Source organism: Nocardioides daphniae, assembly GCF_004777465.1.
GTDB classification, from domain to species: Bacteria; Actinomycetota; Actinomycetes; order Propionibacteriales; family Nocardioidaceae; genus Nocardioides; species Nocardioides daphniae.
Map to the genome: position 1 here is coordinate 2,514,620 of NZ_CP038462.1, position 21,496 is coordinate 2,536,115.

At 71.9% G+C, this 21,496-nt stretch carries 26 protein-coding genes, 2 tRNA genes and 4 pseudogenes; 12 read left to right on the top strand and 20 right to left on the bottom strand.

Annotated elements, in window-relative coordinates:
- Positions 1–21: 21 nt before the first annotated feature.
- The 5 genes from E2C04_RS12355 to rocD form a co-directional block, all read right to left on the bottom strand.
- Complete coding sequence (locus E2C04_RS12355; RefSeq protein ID WP_135832823.1) at positions 22–324, bottom strand: hypothetical protein; 303 nt, start codon at positions 322–324, stop codon at positions 22–24.
- Between the two features lie 138 nt (positions 325–462).
- Positions 463–1,473 (bottom strand): hypothetical protein, encoded by a 1,011-nt coding sequence (locus E2C04_RS12360; RefSeq protein ID WP_135832824.1) that lies wholly within the window; start codon positions 1,471–1,473, stop codon positions 463–465.
- Positions 1,470–2,321 carry a thioesterase family protein gene (locus E2C04_RS12365; protein WP_158630697.1) on the bottom strand — a complete coding sequence of 284 codons (852 nt, stop codon included), beginning with the start codon at positions 2,319–2,321 and terminating at the stop codon, positions 1,470–1,472. Before E2C04_RS12365 ends, E2C04_RS12360 begins: the two co-directional genes overlap by 4 nt.
- A gap of 53 nt (positions 2,322–2,374) precedes the next feature.
- Positions 2,375–3,178 carry a GTP pyrophosphokinase gene (locus E2C04_RS21005; protein WP_275106501.1) on the bottom strand — a complete coding sequence of 268 codons (804 nt, stop codon included), beginning with the start codon at positions 3,176–3,178 and terminating at the stop codon, positions 2,375–2,377.
- Positions 3,179–3,425: 247 nt separating this feature from the next.
- Positions 3,426–4,607 (bottom strand): ornithine--oxo-acid transaminase, encoded by a 1,182-nt coding sequence (gene rocD, locus E2C04_RS12375; RefSeq protein ID WP_229721675.1) that lies wholly within the window; start codon positions 4,605–4,607, stop codon positions 3,426–3,428.
- Between the two features lie 100 nt (positions 4,608–4,707).
- On the opposite strand from rocD, the gene E2C04_RS21010 reads away from it, so the two are divergent.
- The 5 genes and pseudogenes from E2C04_RS21010 to E2C04_RS18795 all read left to right on the top strand — a co-directional run bounded on the left by E2C04_RS21010 (position 4,708) and on the right by E2C04_RS18795 (position 8,684).
- On the top strand, positions 4,708–5,139 hold the full coding sequence (locus tag E2C04_RS21010) for an ATP-binding cassette domain-containing protein (RefSeq protein WP_275106502.1): 432 nt from the start codon (positions 4,708–4,710) through the stop codon (positions 5,137–5,139).
- Positions 5,078–6,385 (top strand): ABC transporter ATP-binding protein, encoded by a 1,308-nt coding sequence (locus E2C04_RS19985; protein ID WP_275106503.1) that lies wholly within the window; start codon positions 5,078–5,080, stop codon positions 6,383–6,385. Before E2C04_RS21010 ends, E2C04_RS19985 begins: the two co-directional genes overlap by 62 nt.
- A 438-nt stretch (positions 6,386–6,823) precedes the next feature.
- Positions 6,824–6,928 (top strand): annotated as a pseudogene (locus tag E2C04_RS22355) (iron chelate uptake ABC transporter family permease subunit); the annotation flags it as partial.
- Between the two features lie 118 nt (positions 6,929–7,046).
- Positions 7,047–7,607 (top strand): annotated as a pseudogene (locus tag E2C04_RS18790) (iron chelate uptake ABC transporter family permease subunit); the annotation flags it as partial.
- Positions 7,584–8,684 carry an iron chelate uptake ABC transporter family permease subunit gene (locus E2C04_RS18795; protein ID WP_338088843.1) on the top strand — a complete coding sequence of 367 codons (1,101 nt, stop codon included), beginning with the start codon at positions 7,584–7,586 and terminating at the stop codon, positions 8,682–8,684. The pseudogene E2C04_RS18790 and the gene E2C04_RS18795, both read left to right, overlap by 24 nt.
- A gap of 9 nt (positions 8,685–8,693) precedes the next feature.
- Here E2C04_RS18795 and bfr read toward each other — a convergent pair whose 3' ends face one another.
- Both bfr and E2C04_RS12400 read right to left on the bottom strand, forming a co-directional pair.
- The gene (bfr, locus tag E2C04_RS12395) at positions 8,694–9,179 is read right to left on the bottom strand and encodes a bacterioferritin (RefSeq protein WP_135832826.1); all 486 of its coding nucleotides are present in this window, start codon (positions 9,177–9,179) and stop codon (positions 8,694–8,696) included.
- Between the two features lie 89 nt (positions 9,180–9,268).
- On the bottom strand, positions 9,269–9,472 hold the full coding sequence (locus tag E2C04_RS12400) for a (2Fe-2S)-binding protein (RefSeq protein WP_135832827.1): 204 nt from the start codon (positions 9,470–9,472) through the stop codon (positions 9,269–9,271).
- Between the two features lie 158 nt (positions 9,473–9,630).
- Here E2C04_RS12400 and E2C04_RS12405 point away from each other — a divergent pair, with 158 nt between their 5' ends.
- Positions 9,631–10,308, top strand: a complete 678-nt coding sequence (locus E2C04_RS12405; RefSeq protein WP_135832828.1) for an alpha/beta hydrolase — start codon at positions 9,631–9,633, stop codon at positions 10,306–10,308.
- Here the strand turns inward: E2C04_RS12405 and E2C04_RS12410 are convergent.
- Both E2C04_RS12410 and E2C04_RS12415 read right to left on the bottom strand, forming a co-directional pair.
- Entirely contained in the window at positions 10,253–10,906 is a 654-nt protein-coding gene (locus tag E2C04_RS12410; RefSeq protein ID WP_135832829.1) for a hypothetical protein, read from the bottom strand. The genes E2C04_RS12405 and E2C04_RS12410 overlap by 56 nt on opposite strands.
- Before the next feature lie 70 nt (positions 10,907–10,976).
- Positions 10,977–11,050 (bottom strand) — tRNA-Met (locus E2C04_RS12415).
- 98 nt (positions 11,051–11,148) lie between these two features.
- Between E2C04_RS12415 and E2C04_RS12420 the strand changes: the two genes are divergently transcribed.
- Positions 11,149–11,505, top strand: coding sequence for a zinc ribbon domain-containing protein YjdM (locus E2C04_RS12420; protein ID WP_135832830.1), 357 nt, complete (start codon positions 11,149–11,151; stop codon positions 11,503–11,505).
- Between the two features lie 161 nt (positions 11,506–11,666).
- On the opposite strand, the gene E2C04_RS12425 is transcribed toward E2C04_RS12420, so the two are convergent.
- Positions 11,667–12,014, bottom strand: a complete 348-nt coding sequence (locus E2C04_RS12425) for a DUF6314 family protein (protein ID WP_135832831.1) — start codon at positions 12,012–12,014, stop codon at positions 11,667–11,669.
- Between the two features lie 5 nt (positions 12,015–12,019).
- Positions 12,020–12,943 carry a LysR family transcriptional regulator gene (locus E2C04_RS12430; protein ID WP_202977785.1) on the bottom strand — a complete coding sequence of 308 codons (924 nt, stop codon included), beginning with the start codon at positions 12,941–12,943 and terminating at the stop codon, positions 12,020–12,022.
- A gap of 76 nt (positions 12,944–13,019) precedes the next feature.
- On the opposite strand from E2C04_RS12430, the gene E2C04_RS12435 reads away from it, so the two are divergent.
- Positions 13,020–14,111 carry an FAD-dependent oxidoreductase gene (locus tag E2C04_RS12435; protein WP_238694271.1) on the top strand — a complete coding sequence of 364 codons (1,092 nt, stop codon included), beginning with the start codon at positions 13,020–13,022 and terminating at the stop codon, positions 14,109–14,111.
- A gap of 320 nt (positions 14,112–14,431) precedes the next feature.
- Here E2C04_RS12435 and E2C04_RS18110 read toward each other — a convergent pair whose 3' ends face one another.
- Positions 14,432–14,602, bottom strand: coding sequence for a hypothetical protein (locus E2C04_RS18110; protein ID WP_170213508.1), 171 nt, complete (start codon positions 14,600–14,602; stop codon positions 14,432–14,434).
- Positions 14,603–14,663: 61 nt separating this feature from the next.
- Positions 14,664–14,978: a rhodanese-like domain-containing protein gene (locus E2C04_RS12440; protein ID WP_135832833.1), complete on the bottom strand. Its 315-nt coding sequence runs from the start codon at positions 14,976–14,978 to the stop codon at positions 14,664–14,666.
- A gap of 154 nt (positions 14,979–15,132) precedes the next feature.
- Between E2C04_RS12440 and E2C04_RS12445 the strand changes: the two genes are divergently transcribed.
- Complete coding sequence (locus E2C04_RS12445) at positions 15,133–15,399, top strand: metal-sensitive transcriptional regulator (protein ID WP_135832834.1); 267 nt, start codon at positions 15,133–15,135, stop codon at positions 15,397–15,399.
- Between the two features lie 84 nt (positions 15,400–15,483).
- Here the strand turns inward: E2C04_RS12445 and E2C04_RS12450 are convergent, their stop codons facing one another.
- Positions 15,484–16,125: a fasciclin domain-containing protein gene (locus E2C04_RS12450; protein WP_135832835.1), complete on the bottom strand. Its 642-nt coding sequence runs from the start codon at positions 16,123–16,125 to the stop codon at positions 15,484–15,486.
- Between the two features lie 169 nt (positions 16,126–16,294).
- Between E2C04_RS12450 and E2C04_RS22085 the strand changes: the two are divergent.
- Positions 16,295–16,654, top strand: a pseudogene (locus tag E2C04_RS22085) (MSMEG_6728 family protein); the annotation flags it as partial.
- A 193-nt stretch (positions 16,655–16,847) separates the two neighbouring features.
- Here the strand turns inward: E2C04_RS22085 and E2C04_RS21515 are convergent.
- From E2C04_RS21515 to E2C04_RS12465, 5 genes and pseudogenes are all read right to left on the bottom strand, one after another.
- Positions 16,848–17,384, bottom strand: a complete 537-nt coding sequence (locus E2C04_RS21515) for a peroxidase family protein (protein WP_338088758.1) — start codon at positions 17,382–17,384, stop codon at positions 16,848–16,850.
- The gene (locus E2C04_RS22090; RefSeq protein ID WP_420873110.1) at positions 17,381–18,001 is read right to left on the bottom strand and encodes a peroxidase family protein; all 621 of its coding nucleotides are present in this window, start codon (positions 17,999–18,001) and stop codon (positions 17,381–17,383) included. Before E2C04_RS22090 ends, E2C04_RS21515 begins: the two co-directional genes overlap by 4 nt.
- Positions 17,917–18,642, bottom strand: a pseudogene (locus E2C04_RS22095) (peroxidase family protein); the annotation flags it as partial. The pseudogene E2C04_RS22095 and the gene E2C04_RS22090, both read right to left, overlap by 85 nt.
- Positions 18,639–19,118, bottom strand: a complete 480-nt coding sequence (locus tag E2C04_RS21530; protein WP_338088761.1) for a hypothetical protein — start codon at positions 19,116–19,118, stop codon at positions 18,639–18,641. The pseudogene E2C04_RS22095 and the gene E2C04_RS21530, both read right to left, overlap by 4 nt.
- Positions 19,119–19,174: 56 nt before the next feature.
- Positions 19,175–19,612 (bottom strand): Fur family transcriptional regulator, encoded by a 438-nt coding sequence (locus tag E2C04_RS12465; RefSeq protein WP_135832836.1) that lies wholly within the window; start codon positions 19,610–19,612, stop codon positions 19,175–19,177.
- A gap of 132 nt (positions 19,613–19,744) precedes the next feature.
- Here E2C04_RS12465 and E2C04_RS12470 point away from each other — a divergent pair, with 132 nt between their 5' ends.
- On the top strand, positions 19,745–20,872 hold the full coding sequence (locus tag E2C04_RS12470) for an ArsO family NAD(P)H-dependent flavin-containing monooxygenase (RefSeq protein ID WP_229721673.1): 1,128 nt from the start codon (positions 19,745–19,747) through the stop codon (positions 20,870–20,872).
- A 116-nt stretch (positions 20,873–20,988) separates the two neighbouring features.
- Complete coding sequence (locus E2C04_RS12475; RefSeq protein ID WP_135832838.1) at positions 20,989–21,348, top strand: hypothetical protein; 360 nt, start codon at positions 20,989–20,991, stop codon at positions 21,346–21,348.
- Positions 21,349–21,401: 53 nt separating this feature from the next.
- On the opposite strand, the gene E2C04_RS12480 is transcribed toward E2C04_RS12475, so the two are convergent.
- Positions 21,402–21,475: transfer RNA gene (locus tag E2C04_RS12480), tRNA-Met, on the bottom strand.
- Between the last annotated feature and the right edge of the window lie 21 nt (positions 21,476–21,496).

Below are 21,496 nucleotides of genomic sequence, written 5' to 3' on the forward strand. Positions count from 1 at the left end.
AGCCGGTGTCGCCGTCGACGATCACCGGCAGCGAGGTGGCGGAGGTGATCCGTCGGACCGCCTCGGCCATCTCGGCCAGACCGATGTAGCCCAGGTGGGCTGCCCCGTCACGGAGGCGGAGACCGCGGAGCCCGGCACGTAGACGGCCTTGAAGCCCGAGCTCTCGACCAGCTTCGCCGAGACCCCGTCGTAGGCGCCGGCGGCGTAGACCGGCCCCTGGCCGAGGAGCTTCGAGAGCTGCTGCCCGCCGGAGAGGTTGGGCGCCTCCACGGCATGCAGCACGCGCTTGAGCCGGCCCTGGGTCAGGCGCAGCGAGGTGAACATCGCCGCGGTGCGCTGGTGCTCGCGCTTCTCGAAGAGGTCGCGGTCGAGCGCGGAGAGCTGATCGGCCTGCTCGGCACGCGCGGCGTCGTCCGCTCCTCGGCTGGCGCGGCGGGCTGCCGACCCGCTGAGCAGGAGCGGTCAGGCGGGGGTGCCGGGCCGGAGGTCGCGACGCTCGACGTCGAAGGTGACCCCCCGGCGCCGCAGCTCGTCGAGGTCGCGTGCGAGGTCGGGCGCCTGCTCCGGAACGCTGACCCCCGCCGGCACCGGCTCACGCGTCGGGTCGAGCAGCCGGGCGACCTGCGTCGCCGCACTGGCCCCGACCAGGTGGGCACGTCCACGCGGGTCGTGCACCCGCACCCGCGCCGCGGCGGACTCCCCGACCCGGGTCACCCAGATCTCGTGGCCGGCCGCCGGGACCGCCCGGACAGGACGCAGCGCCGCCCGGCGCCACCGCCTGGGCAGGAAGCGCCAGGCTCCCGATCCGACCCCGAGCGCCAGCCAGAGGTCGGTGGCACGGCGGGCGAAGGCGACGCGCACGGCGACCGAGCCGGCGTGGCCGTTCTCGACCAGCGTCTCCTGCTCGGGGCTGGCGACCCGGCGGGCGCGACGTGTGCCGGCGGCGAAGCGCACCAGCTTGGCCTCATCCAACCCCCGCACCAGGCGTCGCTCCCCACGGTCGTAGACGGCGAAGGTGCGGTGCAGGCCGGCGAACCGCTCCCACCAGGCGTCGGAGGCCTCGTCGCCGGCGTCGAGGAGGACGTCGACCTCGACGTGGTCGGAGCCCAGGTCGACCGACTCCTCCGGTCGGGCCAGCCCGACGGCCACCAGGGCGGCGACGCCGCCGGCCCAGCCGTCGGCCGCCACCAGGCGCGCGCCGGCGTGGTCGGCGAGCAGCTCCCCGGCCCGGTCGAGCGAGGCGATCGAGCGGTGCACGTCGACGACCGGCAGGCCCCGCTCGGCACAGGCCAGCAGGGTGCGGTCGCCCGGGTCGGGGCCGGTGAGGACGACGACGTCGGCGCCCCGGTCGAGCGCGGGCTCGACCTCCCCCGACGTCACCGGCACGGCGTCGGCCAGCCCGGCGAGCTCCTCGACGGTGGCCGCGGCCCAGGGACCGTCGCCGACGACCACCACCCGTGCCACGTGGCTCATCCGTGCCGCTCGACGAGGAGCGTCTGCGCGATCCGCCCGACGGGGCCGTCAGCGCCGTGCAGCGAGCCGGCGCTCAACCCGATGCCGTCGGGTCCCACGGAGGTCTCGGCGCGGATGCCGGTCCACTCCCCCGACGGCGGAGCGTGCAGGTGCACGCTCACGTCGGTGTTGAGGAAGGTGTGCGTCATCGGGTCGAGCCGGGCGCCGACGCCGTTGGCCACGTCGACCACCGTCATCAGCCGCACGGTCGGCGTGGGCTCCTCGCCCTCCACCAGCGGGCGGAGCAGCTTCAGCCACGCCGTCGTCGGAGTGCCGGGGTCGGTGCCGTGGTCGGTGATGTGCCAGTGCACCGACGAGATGAAGCCGGCCCGCGGCCACACGTCCGGCAGGTGGAGTCCGGTGTCGACGACGCCGACGTCGTCGGGCAGCGCGACAACGGGGTCGGCGTGGCGCGACACGTCGTGGGTGGGCTGGTTGGCCAGGCGCCAGGCAGCGGCGGTCGCCGCAGGTCGCCACGCGCCGGCGGGGTCGCGCGCCTCGAGCACGGCGTTGACGAGCTCGACGCGCCGCCCCGGGCGTACGACGCGGGCACTCACCCGCACCTCGTCGATCGGCACCGGCCCCAGGATCTCGACGGTGACCCGGCTCAACCGGGTCCCCTCGCGGGGCGCGCACTGCTCCATGGCGCGGGTCAGCAGGCCGGAGAGGGGGCCACCGTGCTGGATCGGCCCCCACGCGCTCGCGACGCCGTGGCTGGAGGAGAACGTCTCGTACGTCGTGCCGTCCGGCCCGTCCTCGGTCTTCAGCAGGACGTACAGTCCGTCGCCGCCGCCAGCGGGGTGGGTCATGGGGTGCGCTCCTTCGCCGGCTCCGGGGGTGAGCCGTCCGGGCATCCTGCCAGTCAGACCCCGTCGGGCGGGTGCGGCCCCTGCTCGGCGAGCGACTGCACCTCGGAGCGCAGTGCCCCCATCTCGACGTCGAGCGCCGCCGCGATCCGGGCCACCTCGGTCAGCGTCCGGGTCAGGTGCTCCGGCACCTGGCCGGCGTACTTGTAGTAGATCTGGTGCTCGACGCTGGCCCAGAAGTCCATGGCGATGGTGCGGATCTGCACCTCGACCGGCACCTCGACGGTGCGGTCGGAGAGGAAGACCGGCACCGAGACCACCAGGTGGAGGCTCTGGTAGCCGTTCTCCTTGGGCTCGGCGATGTAGTCCTTGCGCGCCAGCAGGGTGAGGTCTCCCTGCCGGGTGAGCATCTCGGCGATCTGGTAGGTGTCCTCGACGAACGCGGTGGTCACGCGGATGCCGGCGATGTCGCGGATCTCCTCGCGGATCGCGCCGAGGTCGCTCGGCACGCCCATCCGGGTCACCTTCTCGGCCAGGCTCTCCAACGACTTGAGCCGCGACTTCACGTGCTCGATGGGGCTGTAGTCGTGGATGAGCTCGAACTCCTCGCGCAGGATGTTCGTCTTCGTCTCGACCTCGTCCAGGGCGAACTTGTACTCCATCATGAAGGTCGCCAGCCGGGACCGTACGTGGCGCAGCACGTCGCTGGGGTCCTCGCCGGGGGTGATGTCGGCGAGCGAGCGCAACGGCCCGAAGGCATCCGCCCGCACGGCCGCCTCGGCCCTCACCACCGCCGCCGGGTCCACCTCCGTGGGGTCCGCCGGTGCGGTCTTCTCGGGCTGCGCGTCGAACGAACTCACCTCCCATTGATACCCCACCCGGCTGCATCCCAGCCCGGGCGCACTCAGGTGGCGCGAGTCCCGCGGCCCTCCGGGCCCGGCGACTGGACCAGACCAGTGCGTGGCTTTTTCGACCAGTTTCTGCGATTCCACCCCGGGGCCACCTCGCGGTGGCGCACGATTGTCCTCGACCCCGCTGGAGACCCGAGACTCTGGCGGGGTCATTCAATTTCCGCACTCTCGCGCCCGGCTGCCCGCGCAGCTGCCCTCAGCCGGCGACGACCGCCGCGACCCGGGCCAGCCCCCACTCGAGGTCGTCCTCCGAGATCGTCAACGGCGGCGAGAGCCTGATCGTCGAGCCGTGGGTGTCCTTGGCCAGCACGCCCCGGCGCAGCAGCTGCTCGCAGACCTCACGCCCCGTGCCGCGGGCCGGGTCGACGTCGAGCCCTGCCCACAGCCCCAGGGCGCGCAGCTCCACCAGGCCGTTGCCCACCAGAGGGGTGAGCGCGGCGCGCAGGCGCTCCCCCAGCCGGGCCGCCCGGGCCTGCACCTCGCCGCTCCGGAGCAGGTCGACGACCGCCAGGCCGACCGCGCAGGCCAGCGGGTTGCCACCGAAGGTCGAGCCGTGCTGGCCCGGACGCAGCACCTCCAGCACACGGCGGTCCCCCACCACCGCGGAGACCGGGACGATGCCGCCGCCCAGGGCCTTGCCCAGGACGTACAGGTCGGGGACGACGTCGTACGCCTCGCAGGCCACGGTCGTGCCGGTGCGCCCGAGCCCCGACTGCACCTCGTCGGCCACCATCAGCACGTCGTGGACCGTGCAGAGCTCGCGCACCCGGCGCAGGTAGCCCTCCGGCGTGAGGACCACCCCGGCCTCGCCCTGGACGGGCTCGAGGAGCACCGCTGCCGTACGCGGCGTGATCGCGGCCTCCAGCGCCGCGGCGTCGCCGTAGGGGACGAGCACGAAGCCGGGGGTGAAGGGCCCGAAGTCGCGACGCGTCTCCGGGTCGTCGGAGAAGCCGACGATCGTGGTGGTGCGGCCGTGGAAGTTGCCCGACATGACGATGATCTCGGCGGCGTCCTGCTCGACGCCCTTGACCTCGTACGCCCACTTCCGTGCCACCTTGATCGCCGTCTCGACGGCCTCGGCGCCGGTGTTCATCGGGATCACCATCTCCTTGCCGACCAGGTCACCCAGCGCGGCGGCGAAGCGCTCCAGCAGGGAGTGCTCGAAGGCCCGGCTGACCAGCGTCATCCGCGCGAGCTGGGCCTGCGCGGCAGCGACGAGGGCGGGATGGCCGTGGCCGAAGTTCATCGCCGAGTAGGCACTCAGCATGTCGAGCAGGCGGCGACCGTCGACGTCGGTGACCCAGGCACCGGCGGCGGAGTCGATCACCACCGGCAGGGGGTGGTAGTTGTGCGCGAGGCGCGATGTCGTGGTGTCCATGCGACAGGGCATCACGAGGCATCGCGCGTGGCAAGGGGCGGCAGCAGAGTGACGCAGGCCACTGTTGGCGTCGGCAGTAACTAAGGTTAGCCTTACCTTCATGACCACCGCCCTCGCCGGACACGACCTCGTCCTCGGCTACCCGCGTACGACGGTCGTGCACGGCGTCTCGGTCGACATCCGGCCCGGCGTGGTCACCGCGCTCGTCGGCCCCAACGGCTCAGGCAAGTCGACCGTGCTCCGCTCGCTGGCACGGCTGCACCCGGTCTCCTCCGGCTCGGTCGAGCTGGACGGCAGCGACAGCGCTCCGCTGAGCGCACGCGCCTTCGCCCGCCGGGTCACCCTGCTCTCCCAGTCACGGCCGCATCCCTCGGGGGTCACCGTGCACGACGTCGTCACCTGGTCGCCACCCGCACCGCCGTCGCTTCGCCGCGCTGGGCGAGGACGACCGGCGCAGCATCGCGCGCGCCATGGAGCTGACCGGCACCACGCGGATGGCCGACCGCCCGGTCGACCAGCTCTCGGGCGGTGAGCTCCAGCGTGTGTGGCTGGCCAGCTGCCTGGCCCAGGACACCGGCGTGGTCCTGCTGGACGAGCCCACGAACCATCTCGACCTGCGCTACCAGGTGGAGACCTTGGACCTGGTCCGCGACCTCGCGGACCAGCACGGGACGGCCGTCGGCGTCGTCCTCCACGACCTGAACCAGACCGCCGCCGTGGCGGACCGGGTCGTCCTGCTGCACCACGGGCGCGTGCACAGCCGCCGGCGACCGGCCGATGTGCTCACGGCCGAGCACCTCACCGAGGTGTACGAGATCCCGATAGAGACCACCTGCGACCCCGAGACGGGTCGCCTGCGGATCGATCCCGCAGCAGGCACCTCCGCGCTGACGCCGGCACACACCAAGAGGGAAGAGATGCTCAAGCACACCATTGCTGCCGCCCTGACGACGGTCACGGCGCTGACCCTGTCCGCCTGCGGACAGACCACCGACTCCGAGGGCACCAAGGACGCCGCGCCGAAGGCCTCTGCGGAGTGCCAGGACGTGAAGACCTCGACCGACCCGGTGAGCCTCACCGACTCCTACGGCCGCACGGTGGAGCTCGACAAGCCCGCCGAGCGTGTCGCCGTCCTGGAGTGGCAGCAGACGAGGGCCTGCTCGCCTCTGCGTCGACCCCGTCGTCGGTCGCCGACGCCAAGGGCTACAGCACACCTGGGTCACCTCCGAGGAGCTGCCCTCGGGCACGAGGACGTCGGCACCGTCAGGAGCCCAACCTGGAGGCGCTCTTCGCGACCAACCCGACCTGGTCGTCGTCGAGGCCTACACCGCCGAGGACGAGATCCTGAAGCACAGCTGGCCAAGTACGACGTGCCGGTGCTCGCCACCAAGGGGGCCGACGCCAAGGACCCCATCGCCAACATGAAGTCGACCTTCGAGCTGATCGCCGAGGCCACCGGGCGCGAGGAGCGCGCCGAGGAGCTCATGGAGGAGTTCGACGAGAAGCTCGAGGAGGGCAGGAGGCGATCGCCGAGAGCGACGCCGCCGGCACCGAGTTCGTCTACTTCGACGCCTACGTCGACGGCGCCAACGTCTCGATCCGACCCTTCGGCCAGGGCGCCCTCGTGGCCGAGATCGGCGAGGAGCTCGGGCTCGAGAACGCCTGGACCGGCAAGGTCGACCCGGCCTACGGGCTGGGCCAGACCGACATCGAGGGCTATGACCAAGGTCGGCGACGCCACGTTCTTCTACACCGGCACCAGCGACCGGCCAACCTGACGCGGACGCCGACGCCGAGCTCTCCAGGAGCAAGGTCGGACCTCCATCCGGCCGTCGCGAGGACCGGACCCACGCCTTACCCAGCGGCATCGGACCTTCGGCGGTCCGAGCTCGGCCTCGCAGGTGGTCGACGCGTACGTGACGCTGCTGACGAAGTGAACGATCGATGATCGCGGCACCCCGGCCCAGCTGACGCCCTCCGCCCCGGCGGAGGCGCCCAGTGGACCACCGCGCCCCCGGGCCGGGGGTGCCGCGCTCGTCCTCGTCGGTTGCTCGTCGCACTCGTCCTGGCCGGAGCCTGGCACTGACCCAGGGCACCTCCGCCGTCGGCGTACGCGACCTCGTCGACCTCGTCCTCGGTCGCACTCCCTCCCACGACTCCACCGCCACCAACCCGGGAGATCCTCACCGGCTCCCGCATCCCGCGGCTGCTGCGGCATCGCGGTCGGCTTCGCCCTCGGCGTGGGGGGTGCGCTGCTGCAGTCGTTGGCCCGCAACGCCATGGCCTCCCCCGACACCCTGGCCGTGACCGGCGGGGCCCACTTCGTCACCCTGGTGCGCCGCCCTCGGCCTCTCGGTGCCGTTGTGGGCTCGGGGCTGACGGCCTTCGTCGGCGGCGTGGCGCCGCCGCGGTCGTCCTCGCACTCGCCGGCGGGGCCGGTACGTCGACACCCGGCTGATCCTCGCCGGATCGGCGGTCGCACTGGCCCTGCAGGCCGCCACCTCCACCCTGCTCATCCTCTTCCGCGAGGAGACCACCAGCCTCTTCGCCTGGGGCAGCGGGTCACTCAGCCAGCTCAGTCTCGATGCCTTCAGCCAGGCGGCGCCCGTCGTGGTGGTGGCGACCCTGGCCGCCCTGCTGCTCGCCCGACGCCTCGACCTGCTCGCGATGGGCGACGACTCCGCCTCGGTGCTCGGCGTCCCGGTGCGTGCCACCCGGGCGACCGGGACGATGCTCGCGGTCCTGCTGGTCGCCTCCGCAGTGACGCTGGCCGGACCGATCGGCTTCGTCGGCCTCTGCGCGCCGGTCATCGCCCGCCTGCTGGGCAAGGTCGCCCCGGCGCTGCTGCGCCACGCCGTCCTGCTGCCCACCGCGGGCGTCCTCGGCGCGCTGGTCGTCGTGCTGGCCGACGTCGGGGTCCGGGCCGCCCTCGGCGCGGACGACGCGATGTCGGTGCCGACCGGCGTCACCACCACGATCTTCGGCGCCGTCGTCATGGTGCTGCTCGCCCGCAGCAGCCGCGACGCAGGCCCGAGCCGACAACCTCCCGGCGCCAAGGTCGCCGCTCGCGGACGTACGCGGTTCGTCGTCGTCCTGGTCGTCTCGATCCTGCTGACCGCGGGCACGGCGGTCGTCGGGCTGCTGGCCGGTCACCAGTGGCTCCTCCTGGGGGACGTGGCTGCGTGGTTGCGCGGCGAGGGGCTGCCGCTGGTCCAGTTCGCCCTCGACGAGCGGGCGCCGCGGGTCGCGGCCGCCCTGCTGGCCGGTGGGGCACTGGCGCTGTCTGGGGCGATCGTGCAGGCGACCTGTCGCAACCCGCTCGCCGAGCCGGGCATCCTCGGCATCACAGGAGGCGCCGGCCTGGGCGCCGTCGTCGTGGTGACCGGGCTGGGCAGCGGCTTCAGCAGCGGCACCAGCGCAGCCGCCTCCACCACGACCATGTTGGCGGCGGCCACCTTCGGGGCGCTGGTCGCCTTCTCGGTCGTCTACGGCCTGGCCTGGCGCGGCGGCCTGGACGCCGACCGCCTCGTCCTGATCGGCATCGGGGTCTGGTACGGCACGATCTCGTTGAGCACCTTCCTGCTGGTGCGCTCGAACCCGTGGGACACCCCGCGCATCTACACCTGGCTCTCGGGCTCGACGTACGGGCGCAGCTGGGAGCAGGTGGTCCCGGTGGCGATCGCCCTGGCGGTGGCGCTGCCGCTGGCCCTGGTCGTCCGCCGTGAGCTCGATCTCCTCGCCCTCGACGAGGACACCCCGCGCCTGGTCGGCATCCCGTTGGAGAAGGTGCGGCTGCTCGTCCTGGTGACCGCCGCCGTGCTCACGGCGATGGCGGTCTCGGCCGTCGGCGTGGTCGGCTTCGTCGGCCTGGTGGCGCCGCACGTCGCGCGGGCCCTGGTGGGCGGGCGCAGCGTACGCGTGGTCCCCGTCGCGGTGCTCGTGGGCGCGCTGCTGCTGGTGCTCGCCGACACCATCGGCCGCATGGCGATCAGCCCGGCCCAGGTGCCTGCCGGACTGGTCGTGGCGCTGATCGGGGCGCCGTACTTCGTCTACCTGCTCGCGCGCTCGCGGGCGTAGCGGGGGCCGTCACGGCCCCTCGCCGGCGACGACCTGCTGGGCGAGGTACTGCTGGGCGCCGATCCGCTCGATCGCGTCGAGCTGGCTCTCGAACCAGTCGGCGTGCTTCTCCTCGTCGCGCACCATCTCCTCGAAGACCGAGGCCGTGCCGTGGTCGCCGAACCCGTGGCACTCCTGCGCGGCGGCGTTGAACTGCGCGACCGCGGCCCGCTCGCTGTCGAGGGCGAGCCGCAGCATCTCCTCGGCGGTCTCCCCCACGTGGATGGCACCGAGACGCTGCAGGTTGGGGTGCCCGTCGAAGAGGAGGATCCGGTTGATCAGGTCGTCGGCGTCGCGCATCTCGTCGATGGAGAGGTCGTAGAAGACCTTGCCGAGCTTGCCCAGGCCCCAGTTGTCGAGCATCCGGGCGTGCAGGAAGTACGTGTTGGTGACGGTCAGCTCGAACGTCAATGCGTCGTTGAGGAGCTCGACCACTCGTGGACTGAGGGGCTGCATGGACTACCTCCGAGATCGGGACTGACCCAGGTCTCGACTCTGGCACATCCCGGTGGCGGTGAGGCCAGCCTTACTTCGCCGAAAGTCGGTCAGCTCGCCGCGCCGTCGGCGACCAGCAGCTCGCACTCGCGGGCGTGGTGACGGGAGACCACGTTCTTGACGGAGAAGATGCACGAGCCGCAGTCCTGGGCGGCTCCGGTCGACCGGCACACCGCAGCCACCGTGCGCGCACCGTCGCTCAGTGCGGCATCGATGTCCCGGTCGCTCACGACGCGGCAGTGGCACACGATCACGCGTCGCTCCTGTCGATTAGGTTGCCCTAACTAAGGCTAACCTTACCCCGTCTCCGTCCCCAAACGCCCATCCACGGAACGGGCGAGTAGTTGAATTCTGCATCAACTGCGCTAGCGTGGCGAGCGTCCACACGTCCCTCCCCACACCGGAAGCAGCCATGACACCCCTCTCGACCGGCAGCCCCTTCACTCCCCCGGTCGTCGCGACCACCCACCCTGACCCGGCCGCACCGCTCGTCGTCCTGCTGCACGGTCGCGGCTCGCACGAGCAAGAGATCCTCGGCCTGGCGCCCCACCTCCCCGCCGGCCCGGAGTACGCCGCCGTACGCGCGCCGATCGCGGAGGGCGGCGGCTACGCCTGGTTCGCCAACCGTGGCATCGGACGGCCGGTCGCCGAGTCCCTGCGCAGCACCATGGACTGGTTCGGCACCTGGCTCGACGAGGTCGCTCCCGCCGGGCGCCCGGTGGTGCTGGTCGGCTTCAGCGGTGGCGCGGCCTTCGCCGGCGGCCTGGCCCTCGACGACCCGTCGCGCCACGCCGGGGTCGCGGTCCTGCACGGCACCCTGCCCTTCGACGCCGGGCTCAGCACCGACCCCGGTCAGCTCAACGGTCTCCCGGTCTTCGTCGCCCAGGGCGACGCCGACCACGTGATCCCTCGCGAGCTGCTGGGCCGCACGTGGGACTACCTGCACACCACCTCGGGTGCGACGGTCACCTCGCAGCGCCACCCGGGCGGCCACCAGCTGACCACCTCGACCGTCGAGCAGCTCGGCGACTGGATCACCCGGGTACTGAGTCAGGTGCTCGGCCAGGCAGGGCCTGCTCCTCGTCCGTGAGGATCGTGGTGACGACCGCGGTGAGGGCCGGCGTACGTGGCGAGGAGCTGAAGCCGAACCGGCACGGCGGGTCGACCGGCGCCAGCGAGCCCAGGTCGACGCCGTCGAAGGATCCCTGCGCCGAGGTGATGCGGCGGACGTCCGTCGCGCCGTAGACCTCCGTACGCCCGCCCCCGGCGCTCCCGCGGGTCCGGACGCCGCGCATCACGACGCGGGCGACCGGGTCGGTGACCCGAGACCAGGCCGGCGCGGTGGCCAACCGCGGCGGCACGAGGCGCAGCAGCGCACCCAGCGGCGTACGGCCGCCGACGGCGAGCTGCAGCCGCAACGACGGCGTCTCCACGCTCCACCCCGGTTCGCCCGCTCGTTCGACGACGTCGACGGGCTCGACCCGGACCTCGTCGAAGCGGTAGGTCGTGGCGACGAACTCGGCCACCTGCTGCGTCGGGGCGAGCAGCACCCGGTGCCCGTCAGCAGTCTCGACCATCACGTCGGCGAAATTCCCGAAGGGCGAGGAGCCCCAGCGTCCGACGACGGCACGTAGGCCGCTCGTCGTGCCGACCCCGGCGATGTGGCCCTCGAAGCGGAGACGGGTCATGGCCGCGACGCTACCGGGGCGGGAAAGCACGAAGGCCCGGATCCGTGAGGATCTAGGCCTTCGTCATGAGTAGCGGGGACAGGATTTGAACCTGCGACCTCTGGGTTATGAGCCCAGCGAGCTACCGAGCTGCTCCACCCCGCGTCGGTGAGATGAACCGTACCTGACCCGTTCAAGGGAGTCACATCGGTGGGTCGGCAACCGGCCGCAGCCGCGCCGCCGCACCGCCCTAGGATCAGCTCATGGCCGACACGCTCCCGCCCTGCCCGCAGTGCTCCAGCGAGTACACGTACGAGATGGGCGAGCTGCTCGTCTGCCCCGAGTGCGCGCACGAGTGGTCGCCGAGCGAGCAGGCCGAGGCCGAGGCGGCCGAGGCGGCCGCGGTGATCCGCGACGCCGTGGGCAACGAGCTCCACGACGGCGACACCGTCACGATCGCCAAGGACCTCAAGATCAAGGGCGCCTCCGGCACCATCAAGGTCGGCACACGGGTCAAGGGCATCCGGCTCGTCCAGGGCGTCGGCGACCACGACATCGAGGGCAAGGTCGACGGGTTCGGCCCGCTCCAGCTCAAGTCCAGCGTGGTGAAGAAGGTCTGACCCCGCCCGGCCCGCCGGAACTGCGGAGAAGATGAAGGCGGGACGGCGTTTCGCGGCATCATCTCCACAGTTCGCGGGGCAACGAGCGACCCAGAGCGCTCAGGCGCTGGTCAGCCGGGTGACCATGACGTAGTCCTTGTGCGGGCCACCCACCTGCCAGGTCACCCGCCACGTCGTCGGCCCGAGCTCGACCAGCCGGCATACGTGTCCGCCCCGCACAGGTGCACCACCTGCGCCCCGGGCGACCAGGGGTGGAAGTCGCGGCCGTCGTCGAAGATGACCATCCAGCCGCCCTCGCGCTCGACGACGTACAGCACCCGGCTCACCTCGATGTCGGCGCCACGGCGGTGCATCGTGCCCTGCTCGGCCCACCGGACCCGTCCGTCGTCCTCGACGGAGAGCTCGACCGTCCCGTCGACGTCGATCACCTCGTCGGCGAGGCGGTCGGTGACGACGCGCTCGAAGGCCCACCGGCCGACCAGGCTGCGGGGGTCGTGCGGGGAGGACACCTCGGTCACCGTGCGCTGCGGGCGGCCAGCGCCACCAGGTCACGGGCCGGGCCCTCGGGCGGCTGCGGGCCACCCAGCCACACGGCGTGCAGGACGCGGGTCAGGTCGAGGCCGGTGACCTGGACCGCCACCAGGCGTCGGGTGGCCAGGTCGTCGCGGACCGCGTGACGGCCCAGGGCGGCAGGTCCGGCGCCGGCGGCGACCGCGGAGCGTACGGCGGTGGTGCTGGAGAGCTCGAGGGCCGGCGGCACCATCCGGTGACGGGCGAGCGCCCGCTCCAGGACGGTCCGGGTGCCCGACCCCTGCTCGCGCACCACCAGCGGGGTGGCGGCGAGCTGCTCGGCGGTGACGGGACGACGGCCCCGGCGGGCCCACGGGTGACCGGGGCCGACGACCACGACCAGCTCGTCGACCCCCACCTTGCGCCGGCGCAGGCCGCGCGGAGCCTCCGGCCCTTCGACGAAGCCGAGGTCGACCGCGCCGTCCTGCACGAGCTTCACCACGTTGGCGGAGTTGGTCGCCGTCATGGTCAGCTCCGAGGGGGAACGGCCCCCGCGGGACTGCTCGGTGCGCAGGGCCACCATCCAGCCGGGCAGCAGGTGCTCGGCGATGGTGAGGCTGGCGGCCACGTTGAGGTGGCCGCGGCGGTCGATCTTGAGGGCGGCGATGCCGGTGTCCAGCTCCTCCGCCGCCTCGACGACGCGCGCGGCCCACTGCGAGACCAGCTCACCGATCGGCGTCAGCTCCGAGCCGCGCTTGCTGCGCACCAGCAGGGGCTCGCCGACGAGGCTCTCCATCGTCTGGATCCGGGAGCTCGCTGCCTGCTGCGTGATGCCGAGCTGGATGGCCGCGGCGCCCATGCTCCTCGTACGCCCGACGACCAGCAGCAGCTCCAACGCGCGCAGGTCGGGGACGTGGGGTGACAGCACTCTCACAACAGTATCTTGTGACGACACAGGCGAACCCTCGTTGTGACAGGTTGGACCGATCACGCAGGCTTGTCCCATGACTCTTCGTGTTGCCGTCGTGGGCGCTGGGCCCGCCGGGATCTATGCCGCCGACATCCTCACCAAGTCCGAGGTCGACGTCTCCGTCGACCTCTTCGAGCGTCTGCCGGCGCCGTTCGGCCTGGTGCGCTACGGCGTCGCCCCCGACCACCCGCGCATCAAGGAGATCATCAAGGCTCTCCAGCGCGTCCTCGCCAAGCCCGAGGTCCGCTTCATCGGCAACGTCGACTACGGCACCGACGTCAAGCTCGAGGAGCTCCGCGAGTTCTACGACGCCGTGATCTTCTCGACCGGCGCCATGGCCGACCGCGACCTCCGCATCCCCGGCGAGGACCTCAAGCGCTCCTACGGCGCGGCCGACTTCGTCTCCTGGTACGACTCGCACCCCGACGTGCCGCAGACGTGGGACTTCGGCAACGGCACCCACGCCGCCGTGATCGGCGTCGGCAACGTCGCGCTCGACGTGGCCCGGGTGCTGGCCAAGACCGCCGACGAGATGCTGGTGACCGACATCCCGAGCAGGTCCACGCGGGCCTCGCCTCGAAGAAGATCACCGACGTCCACGTCTTCGCGCGCCGCGGCCCGGCGTACGCGAAGTTCTCGCCGATGGAGCTGCGCGAGCTCAACCACTCCCCCAACGTCGAGGTCATCGTCCACCCCGAGGGCTTCGAGGTCGACGACCACTCGATGGAGCACATCTCCAAGCACAAGACCCACAAGCTGGTGCTCGACATCCTGGCCAACTGGGTGGGCCGCGACATCGAGGGCAAGCCGCACCGCATCCACCTCCACTTCATGGAGGCGCCCACGGAGGTCCTCGGCGAGGACGGCGAGGTCGTCGGCCTGCGCACCGAGCGCACCGAGCTGGTCGGCGACGGATCCGTGCGTGGCACCGGCGAGTTCACCGACTGGCCCGTCCAGTCGGTCTACCGCGCGGTGGGCTACGCCTCGTCGCCGCTGCTGGGCCTGCCCTTCGACGAGCGCGAGCTGGTCATCCCCAACGAGGGTGGCCGCGTGCTGGGCCTCGACGGCGACCACGTGCCCAACACGTTCGTCACCGGCTGGGTCAAGCGCGGACCGGTCGGCCTGATCGGCCACACCAAGTCCGACGCCGCCGAGACCGTCGGCCACGTGCTCGAGACCACGTCGGAGACCGCCCCGTCCCGCGAGCCCGCCGACGTCGACGCCTTCCTGCGCGAGCGCGGCATCGACTTCGTGACCGTCGAGCAGGGAGCAGATCGACGCCGCCGAGATCGCCCTCGGCGAGGCGCAGGAGCGTCAGCGCGTCAAGCTGCCCACCCGCGCGGACATGCTCGGCGCGCGCCAGGCCTGAGGCACGTCGTACGAACGACGCCGCGGCCGCTCGGATCTCTCCGGGCGGCCGCGGCGTCGTTGCGTGGGGCGGGGTCGTCAGCGACCCATCATGCGGCTGAACCAGCTGCCGCTGCTCGCCTTCTCCTCGGCGGCGTGGCCGGTGCACCACTGGTTGGCAGGCACGGACGCCTTGACCTGGGCGACGTGCTGGCCGCAACCGGACCAGGTGGTCTTCTTGCAGGTCTTGCAGGTGACGGGTCGGCACATGGGGTTTCTCCTCGTTCGGTCGAGCTGGGTGGGGGTGGGTGTGGTCAGGGGTCGGAGGGCGTCAGCCCTGGCCGGTCTCGAGCGGGTGGCCGGCACGGGCCCAGGCGATGGTCCCGCCCAGGACGTCGACGGCGTCGATGCCGGCGGCGCGCATCACGTCGGCCATCGCCGAGCTGCGCCCGCCCGACGCGCAGATCACGTGCACGGGGCGGGTGCGGTCGAGCTCGTCGAGACGGGTCATCAGGCGGCTCATGGGGAGGTTCGTCGCGCCGGGCACGTGCCCCTCGCGGTACTCCTGCACCTCCCGGACGTCCACGAACAACGCGCCCTCGGCGTGCACCTGCGCCGCTCGGGCGATGTCGATCTCGCTCTTCATCTGGTCTCCTCGCCATCCCGTGATTGATCCCCCTGGGGGGATGTCACTACCGTAGCAGAACCCCCTAGGGGGATGTACAGTTGGCGTAGGTCCTCGCGGACGAGCGCGACCGACCGGGCGCCACGCCGGCGCTGACGAACGAAGGACATGACTGATGGACCTGGACCCCACCGACATCAAGGCGATCATCACCCGCATGAAGCGGGCCAACGGCCACCTCGCCAGCGTGATCCGCATGCTGGAGGAGGGCTCCGACTGCGAGTCGGCCCTGACCCAGCTCGCGGCGGTCAACAAGGCGCTCTCGCGCGCCGGCTACGCCCTCGTGGCGACCGGGCTGCAGCAGTGCCTGGCCGCCAGCGAGGACGGGCTCGACGGCGTCGACGCCAAGAAGATGGAGAAGCTCTTCCTCTCGCTGGCCTGACCCGCTCCCCCGTGCCCCCCACGCACGACGCGGTCGCCAGCAGGGCTGGCGACCGCGTCGGTGGGGTCAGGGGTCAGGTGCGGGTCACACGTCGATCGGGCGCAGCACCAGGAAGATGCCGTGCGCGATCTGCTTGTTGCCCTTGTTGATGTCGAACTTGCCCGGCACCAGCAGCGGGTCGAAGTCGTTGCGGTCGAGGTCGCGCAGCTGCACGATCCCGAACCGCTTGGAGAGGACGTCGACCGTGACCGCGCCACCCTGCGCCGTGGTCAGCGAGGCGTTGTCGGACTTCAGCGCGGTGGCGGAGTCGATCGTCGCCCCGGGCACCACGTGGTAGAGCAGGACCTGCTCGATGGTGTCGACGCCGACCGCGTCGACGAGGGTCTGGAAGGTCGCCTTCTCCGACCAGCGGTACTTCCCGGTGAGGTCCTTGGCGAGCAGCTTGAACGAGAAGTCGTTGGGCAGGAAGGCCGTCAGTGCGACGTTGCCGTCGGCGAGCACGGAGACCGCGCTGTCGGGCTTGGCCTCGAGGACGGCCAGCACGGCCTCGGTGAGGATGTCGTAGTCGGCGGAGTTGCGGTCGAACTGGTTGCCGTCGGCGGTCAGCACGGCGGCGAGGCTCCTGGTCCCGGTGGGCTCGGCGGCCGTCGCGGTGCTCGGCGCGAGCAGGCCGGCGCTGAGCACGGCGGTGCTGGCCAGGGTGGCTGCGATGGTGCGGACCTTCATCGTTCCTCCCAGAAGGACGGGGACACTCGGTGCGTCCCTCGCGGATGGTTCGCCGCGGGCGCCCAGCCGGATTGGTCTGGACCAGCAGTTACCCAACGCGAGCTACGCACCCCGCCGCGGCTCCGGCGACCCGGCCGTGGGATTTCGTGCGGTGACTACGCTCGGAGAGATGCAGACGTTCCTTCCGTACGCCGACTTCGAGGCGTCTGCGCGCGCCCTCGACGCCAAGCGCCTGGGCAAGCAACGGGTCGAGACGATCCAGATCGTGCGTGCCCTCACCCGCCCCGGCTACGGATGGGCGCACCACCCCGCCGTGCTGATGTGGAAGGGGTTCGAGGAGGCGCTGGGGCGCTACGGCTTCGTCTGCTGCGACGTCTGGACCGAGCGCGGCTTCGACGACACCTGCGCCGCCACCATCGCCGAGGACCTCGCCACCGCCGGCGTCACCGGCATCCGGACCGAGGCCGAGCTGGCGGAGGCCGGCGCCCTCCCACCGTGGCTGGGCGACGAGGAGCTCCACCGCAGCCACCGTTCCTCGCTGCTGCGCAAGGACCCCGAGCACTACGGCGCCTCTTCACCGACGTCCCCGACGACCTGCCGTACGTGTGGCCCGTGCGCTCCGAGAAGGTGCTGGCGGCCGAGCGGCGGCGCGCGGAGAACGTCGTACGCCGTGCGCAGCGCGCCGCTGAGCGCCGCGTGGAGGAGGCCGTCCGCACGACGGATCAGCGGTGCAGGTCGAAGCGGTCGAGCTCCATCACCTTGGTCCAGGCGGCGACGAAGTCCTCGACGAACCGCTGCTGGGCGTCGTCGCTGGCGTACGCCTCGGCCAGCGCGCGCAGCTCGGAGTGGTGGCCGAAGACCAGGTCGACGAGCGTGGCCGTGCCGACGACCTCGCCGCTCTCGCGGTCGCGGCCCTCGTACGTCCCGTCGCCGACGGCCTTCCACTCCGTCGCCATGTCGAGCAGGTTCGCGAAGAAGTCGTTGCTCAGCACCCCGACGCGGTTGGTGAGGACGCCGTGCTGGCTGCCGCCGTGGTTGGCGCCCAGCGCCCGCATGCCGCCCAGCAGGACGGTCATCTCCGGCGGGGTGAGGCCCAGCATGTAGGCCTTCTCCACCATCAGCACGTCGGCCGGGACCCGGTCGTCGGCGCGGGCGTAGTTGCGGAACGCGTCGGCGCGCGGCTCCATCACGGTGAACGACTCGACGTCGGTCTGCTCCTGGGTGGCGTCGGTGCGGCCCGGGTGGAAGGGCACGGTCACCTCGACCCAGCGTCACGCGCTGCCTTCTCGATGGCGGCGTTGCCCGCCAGCACGAGCAGGTCGGCGATCGAGATGGTTGTCCCCCGCCCGGCGAAGTCGTCGCGGATGCCCTCCAGCGCCCCGATCACACGGGACACCTCGGCCGGGTCGTTGACCTCCCAGCTGCGCTGCGGCTCCAGCCGGATGCGGGCGCCGTTGACGCCGCCGCGGAAGTCGGTCCGGCGGTAGGTCGACGCAGCGGCCCACGCCGTGCGTACGAGCTCGGGGACGCCCAGGCCGGAGTCCAGCACGGCAGCCTTGACGGCGTCGAGGTCGGGCCGCCGACGAGCTCGTGGTCGACCGCCGGCACCGGGTCCTGCCACGGCTGCGGCTCGGGCACCCACGGGCCGAGGTAGCGCTGGGCCGGCCCCATGTCGCGGTGGAGCAGCTTGTACCAGGCCTTGGAGAACGCCTCCGCGAACGCGTCGGGGTTCTCGTAGAAGTGGCGCGAGACCTTCTCGTACTCCGGGTCGAAGCGCAGCGCCAGGTCGGAGGTCAGCATCCGGGGCTCGCGACGGGTGGAGGGGTCGTGGGCCATCGGCACCATGTCGGAGCCCGCACCGTTCTTCGGACGCCACTGCTTCGCGCCGGCCGGTGACTCGAAGAGCTCCCACTCGTAGCTGAAGAGGATGTGGAAGAACTCGTTGTCCCACCGGGTCGGGTGGTAGGTCCAGGTGACCTCGAGGCCGGAGGTGATGGTGTCGTCGCCCTTGCCCGTGCCGAAGGTGCTCTTCCACCCCAGGCCCTGCTGCTCGACCGGGGCGGCCTCGGGCTCGTCGCCGACGTGGTCGGCCGGCCCGGCGCCGTGGGTCTTGCCGAACGTGTGGCCGCCCGCGATCAGCGCGACGGTCTCCTCGTCGTTCATGCCCATGCGTCGGAAGGTCTCGCGGATGTCGCGCGCCGACGCCCGGGGGTCGGGGTTGCCGTTGGGGCCCTCGGGGTTGACGTAGATCAGGCCCATCTGGACGGCGCCGAGGGGCTCGGCCAGGTCACGCTCGCCGCTGTAGCGCTCGTCGCCGAGCCAGGTGTCCTCGGGACCCCAGAAGATCTCCTCGGCCTCCCAGACGTCCTCGCGCCCGAACCCGAAGCCGAAGGTCTCCAGGCCCATGTCCTCGATGGCGACGTTGCCGGCGAAGACCAGCAGGTCGGCCCACGAGATCTTCTGGCCGTACTTCTTCTTGACCGGCCAGAGCAGTCGACGGGCCTTGTCGAGGCTCACGTTGTCGGGCCAGCTGTTGAGCGGGCGAAGCGCTGCTGGCCGGTGCCGCCGCCACCGCGGCCGTCGTAGATGCGGTAGGTGCCGGCAGCGTGCCAGCTCATCCGGACGAAGAGGCCGCCGTAGTGGCCGAAGTCGGCCGGCCACCAGTCCTGCGAGTCGTGCATCACCGCGACGACGTCGGCCTTGAGCTGCTCGACGTCGAGCTTGGCGAACTCCTCGGCGTAGTCGAACTCGGGACGCAGCGGCGCGGAGGCGGGCTGGTTGGTGCGCAGCACCGACAGGTCGACCTGGTTGGGCCACCAGTCACGGTTGCCTCGCGGGCGGGCGACCTTCGGCTCCGGGGACGGGATCGCAGGGTTCTCGCTCTCGCTGCCCCCGGACCCGGTCGCCGAGTCGTGCATGACGGGGCAGCCGGCCTCGGCCTTGCGCTCCGTGCCCTGGGGGTCGGTGGGGGTGTCGTTCCGGTTCTCGCTCATGGTTCCTTCCGGATTCCTCTTCGGTTGCTGGACGGGTCGGTGGGAGGACGTGGGGGTCACGCCGTGGCGGCCGTGCAGGAGGGGCAGGTGCCCCACCAGACGACCTCGGCCTCGTCCACGGCGAAGCCGTGGTCGTCGGAGGCGACGAGGCACGGCGCCTGGCCGACGGCGCAGTCGACGTCCTCGATCGCGCCGCAGCTGCGGCAGACGACGTGGTGGTGGTTGTCGTCGGTGCGGGCCTCGTAGCGGGCGGTGGCGCCGGCCGGCTGGATGCGACGCAGCAGCCCGGCCTCGGTGAGGGCGCGCAGCACGTCGTACACGGCCTGGTGCGACACGGTGCCGAGCTCCGCGCGTACGCGGTGGATGACGGCGTCGGTGTCGAGGTGCGGCTCCGCCGCGACCGCTGCCAGCACCGCCTGCCGCGGGCGGGTCACCCGCAGTGAGGCAGCGCGCAGCACCGACGCGAAGTCAGGGGTGCTGGTGGTCTCGGGCATGACTCCAACCTCTCCCCTTTCTTGGAATGAGTCAAGGGTGGAGCGTGCCCCGGTCGCGGCCACTTCTCCATGGCACCCTGTTGCCGTGGACGACACCCGTCGGCGATCCCTCATGGAACGCCGACGCTCGAGGTGAAGGGGCGCACGATCGACGACAAGGCGCCGGAGCAGGCCCGCGAGATCGAGGTGGTGGTCATCGGCGGCGGACAGGCCGGCCTGGCCACCGGCTTCTACCTGCGGCGCGGCGGCCTCGTCCCGGGACGCGACTTCGTGGTCGTCGACGCCGCCGACCGACCGGGCGGGGCGTGGCCACGCACGTGGGACGGGTTGCGCCTGTTCTCGCCGGCAGGCTTCTCGTCGCTGCCCGGCTGGATGATGCCGCCGTGGGACGACGCGACCCGGGGCTACCCGCCGCGGGACCACGTGGTGTCCTACCTGACCAGGTACGAGGAGCGGTTCGAGCTGCAGGTGGCGCGGCCACACCGGGTGGAGTCGGTCCGCAGGGCCGACGAGGATCCCATCGGCCGCCTTCTGGTGGAGGCTCCGGGGTGTTCCTGGTCGGCCCGAGCGGTGGTCTCGGCCACCGGCACCTGGGACCGGCCGTTCTGGCCCACCTACCCGGGGATCGCCACCTTCCGGGGCCGTCAGCTGCACGCTGCCGACTACCACTCGCCGGAGGACTTCACCGGTCAGCGCGTCGTCGTGGTCGGCGGCGGGAACTCCGCCGCCCAGATCCTGGCCGAGGTGTCGACCGCGGCCGAGACCCGGTGGGTCACCAACCGACCACCACGCTTCCTGCAGGACGACGTGGACGGTCGGGTCCTCTTCGCCACCGCCCGGGCCCGGATCGAGGCCTTGGCCCAGGGGCGCGAGCACGACGGCGTGGCAGGGCTCGGCGACATCGTGATGGTCGCGAGCGTGAAGGCGGCCCGCGACCGCGGCGTCCTGCACGCCCTGCCGATGTTCGCCCGCCTCACCGAGGGCGCAGTGGCCTGGGCCGACGGCACTAGCTGGGAGTGCGACGCCGTCATCTGGTGCACGGGGTTCCGGCCAGCGCTCAGTCACCTGCGCCCGTTGCGGTTGACGAGGCATGGACGCATCGCGGTCGGCGGGCCGTCGGGCACGCAGGCCCTCGAGGAACCCCGGCTCCACCTCGTCGGGTACGGCGACTGGACGGGCCCCGCGTCCGCAACCCTGGCCGGAGTCGGCCCCTCGGCGCGGGCGACGGCTTCCCTCATTCTGGGGATCCGATCCTCCTGACGGACGTTCCCCCACTTTTTGGTCGGCGTGTCAGGCAGTGGCCGGGCGGCTCCTCCCTACGGTCGTGCGCGGCCCGATCGAACGTTCGGGCTGACATCTCGGAAGGCATAGAACGCATGAACTCGCTCAAGAAGGCAGCCCTCGGCGCAGGCGTCACCCTCATGGCCGCAGGTGGCTCGCTGTTCGCCGTGCCGGCAGCCCACGCAGCTCCCGCGCCGGTCGGCTCGGTCGTCGCGAACCGCACCGAGCCCGGCGTCTGCACCGTGCGGTGGACCTACGGACCCACCGACGTCTTCTTCGACCTCAAGGAGACCGACCTCTACACCGGCGAGGTGCGCAACGCCGTGTACGCCGGCACGGTGCGCCGGGCCGTCTTCACGTTCCGCAACGGCACCCACCGCTTCCGTTACGCCGTCCGCGTGAGCAAGGGCGGCGAGGTCAGCACCTGGAAGAGCGACATCTGCGAGAAGGCCTGACCCTGAAATGCGAAGGATCCGAACCCCTGAGGGTTCGGATCCTTCGTTCTTTGTAGCGGGGACAGGATTTGAACCTGCGACCTCTGGGTTATGAGCCCAGCGAGCTACCGAGCTGCTCCACCCCGCGTCGGTGAGTCACACGTTACCG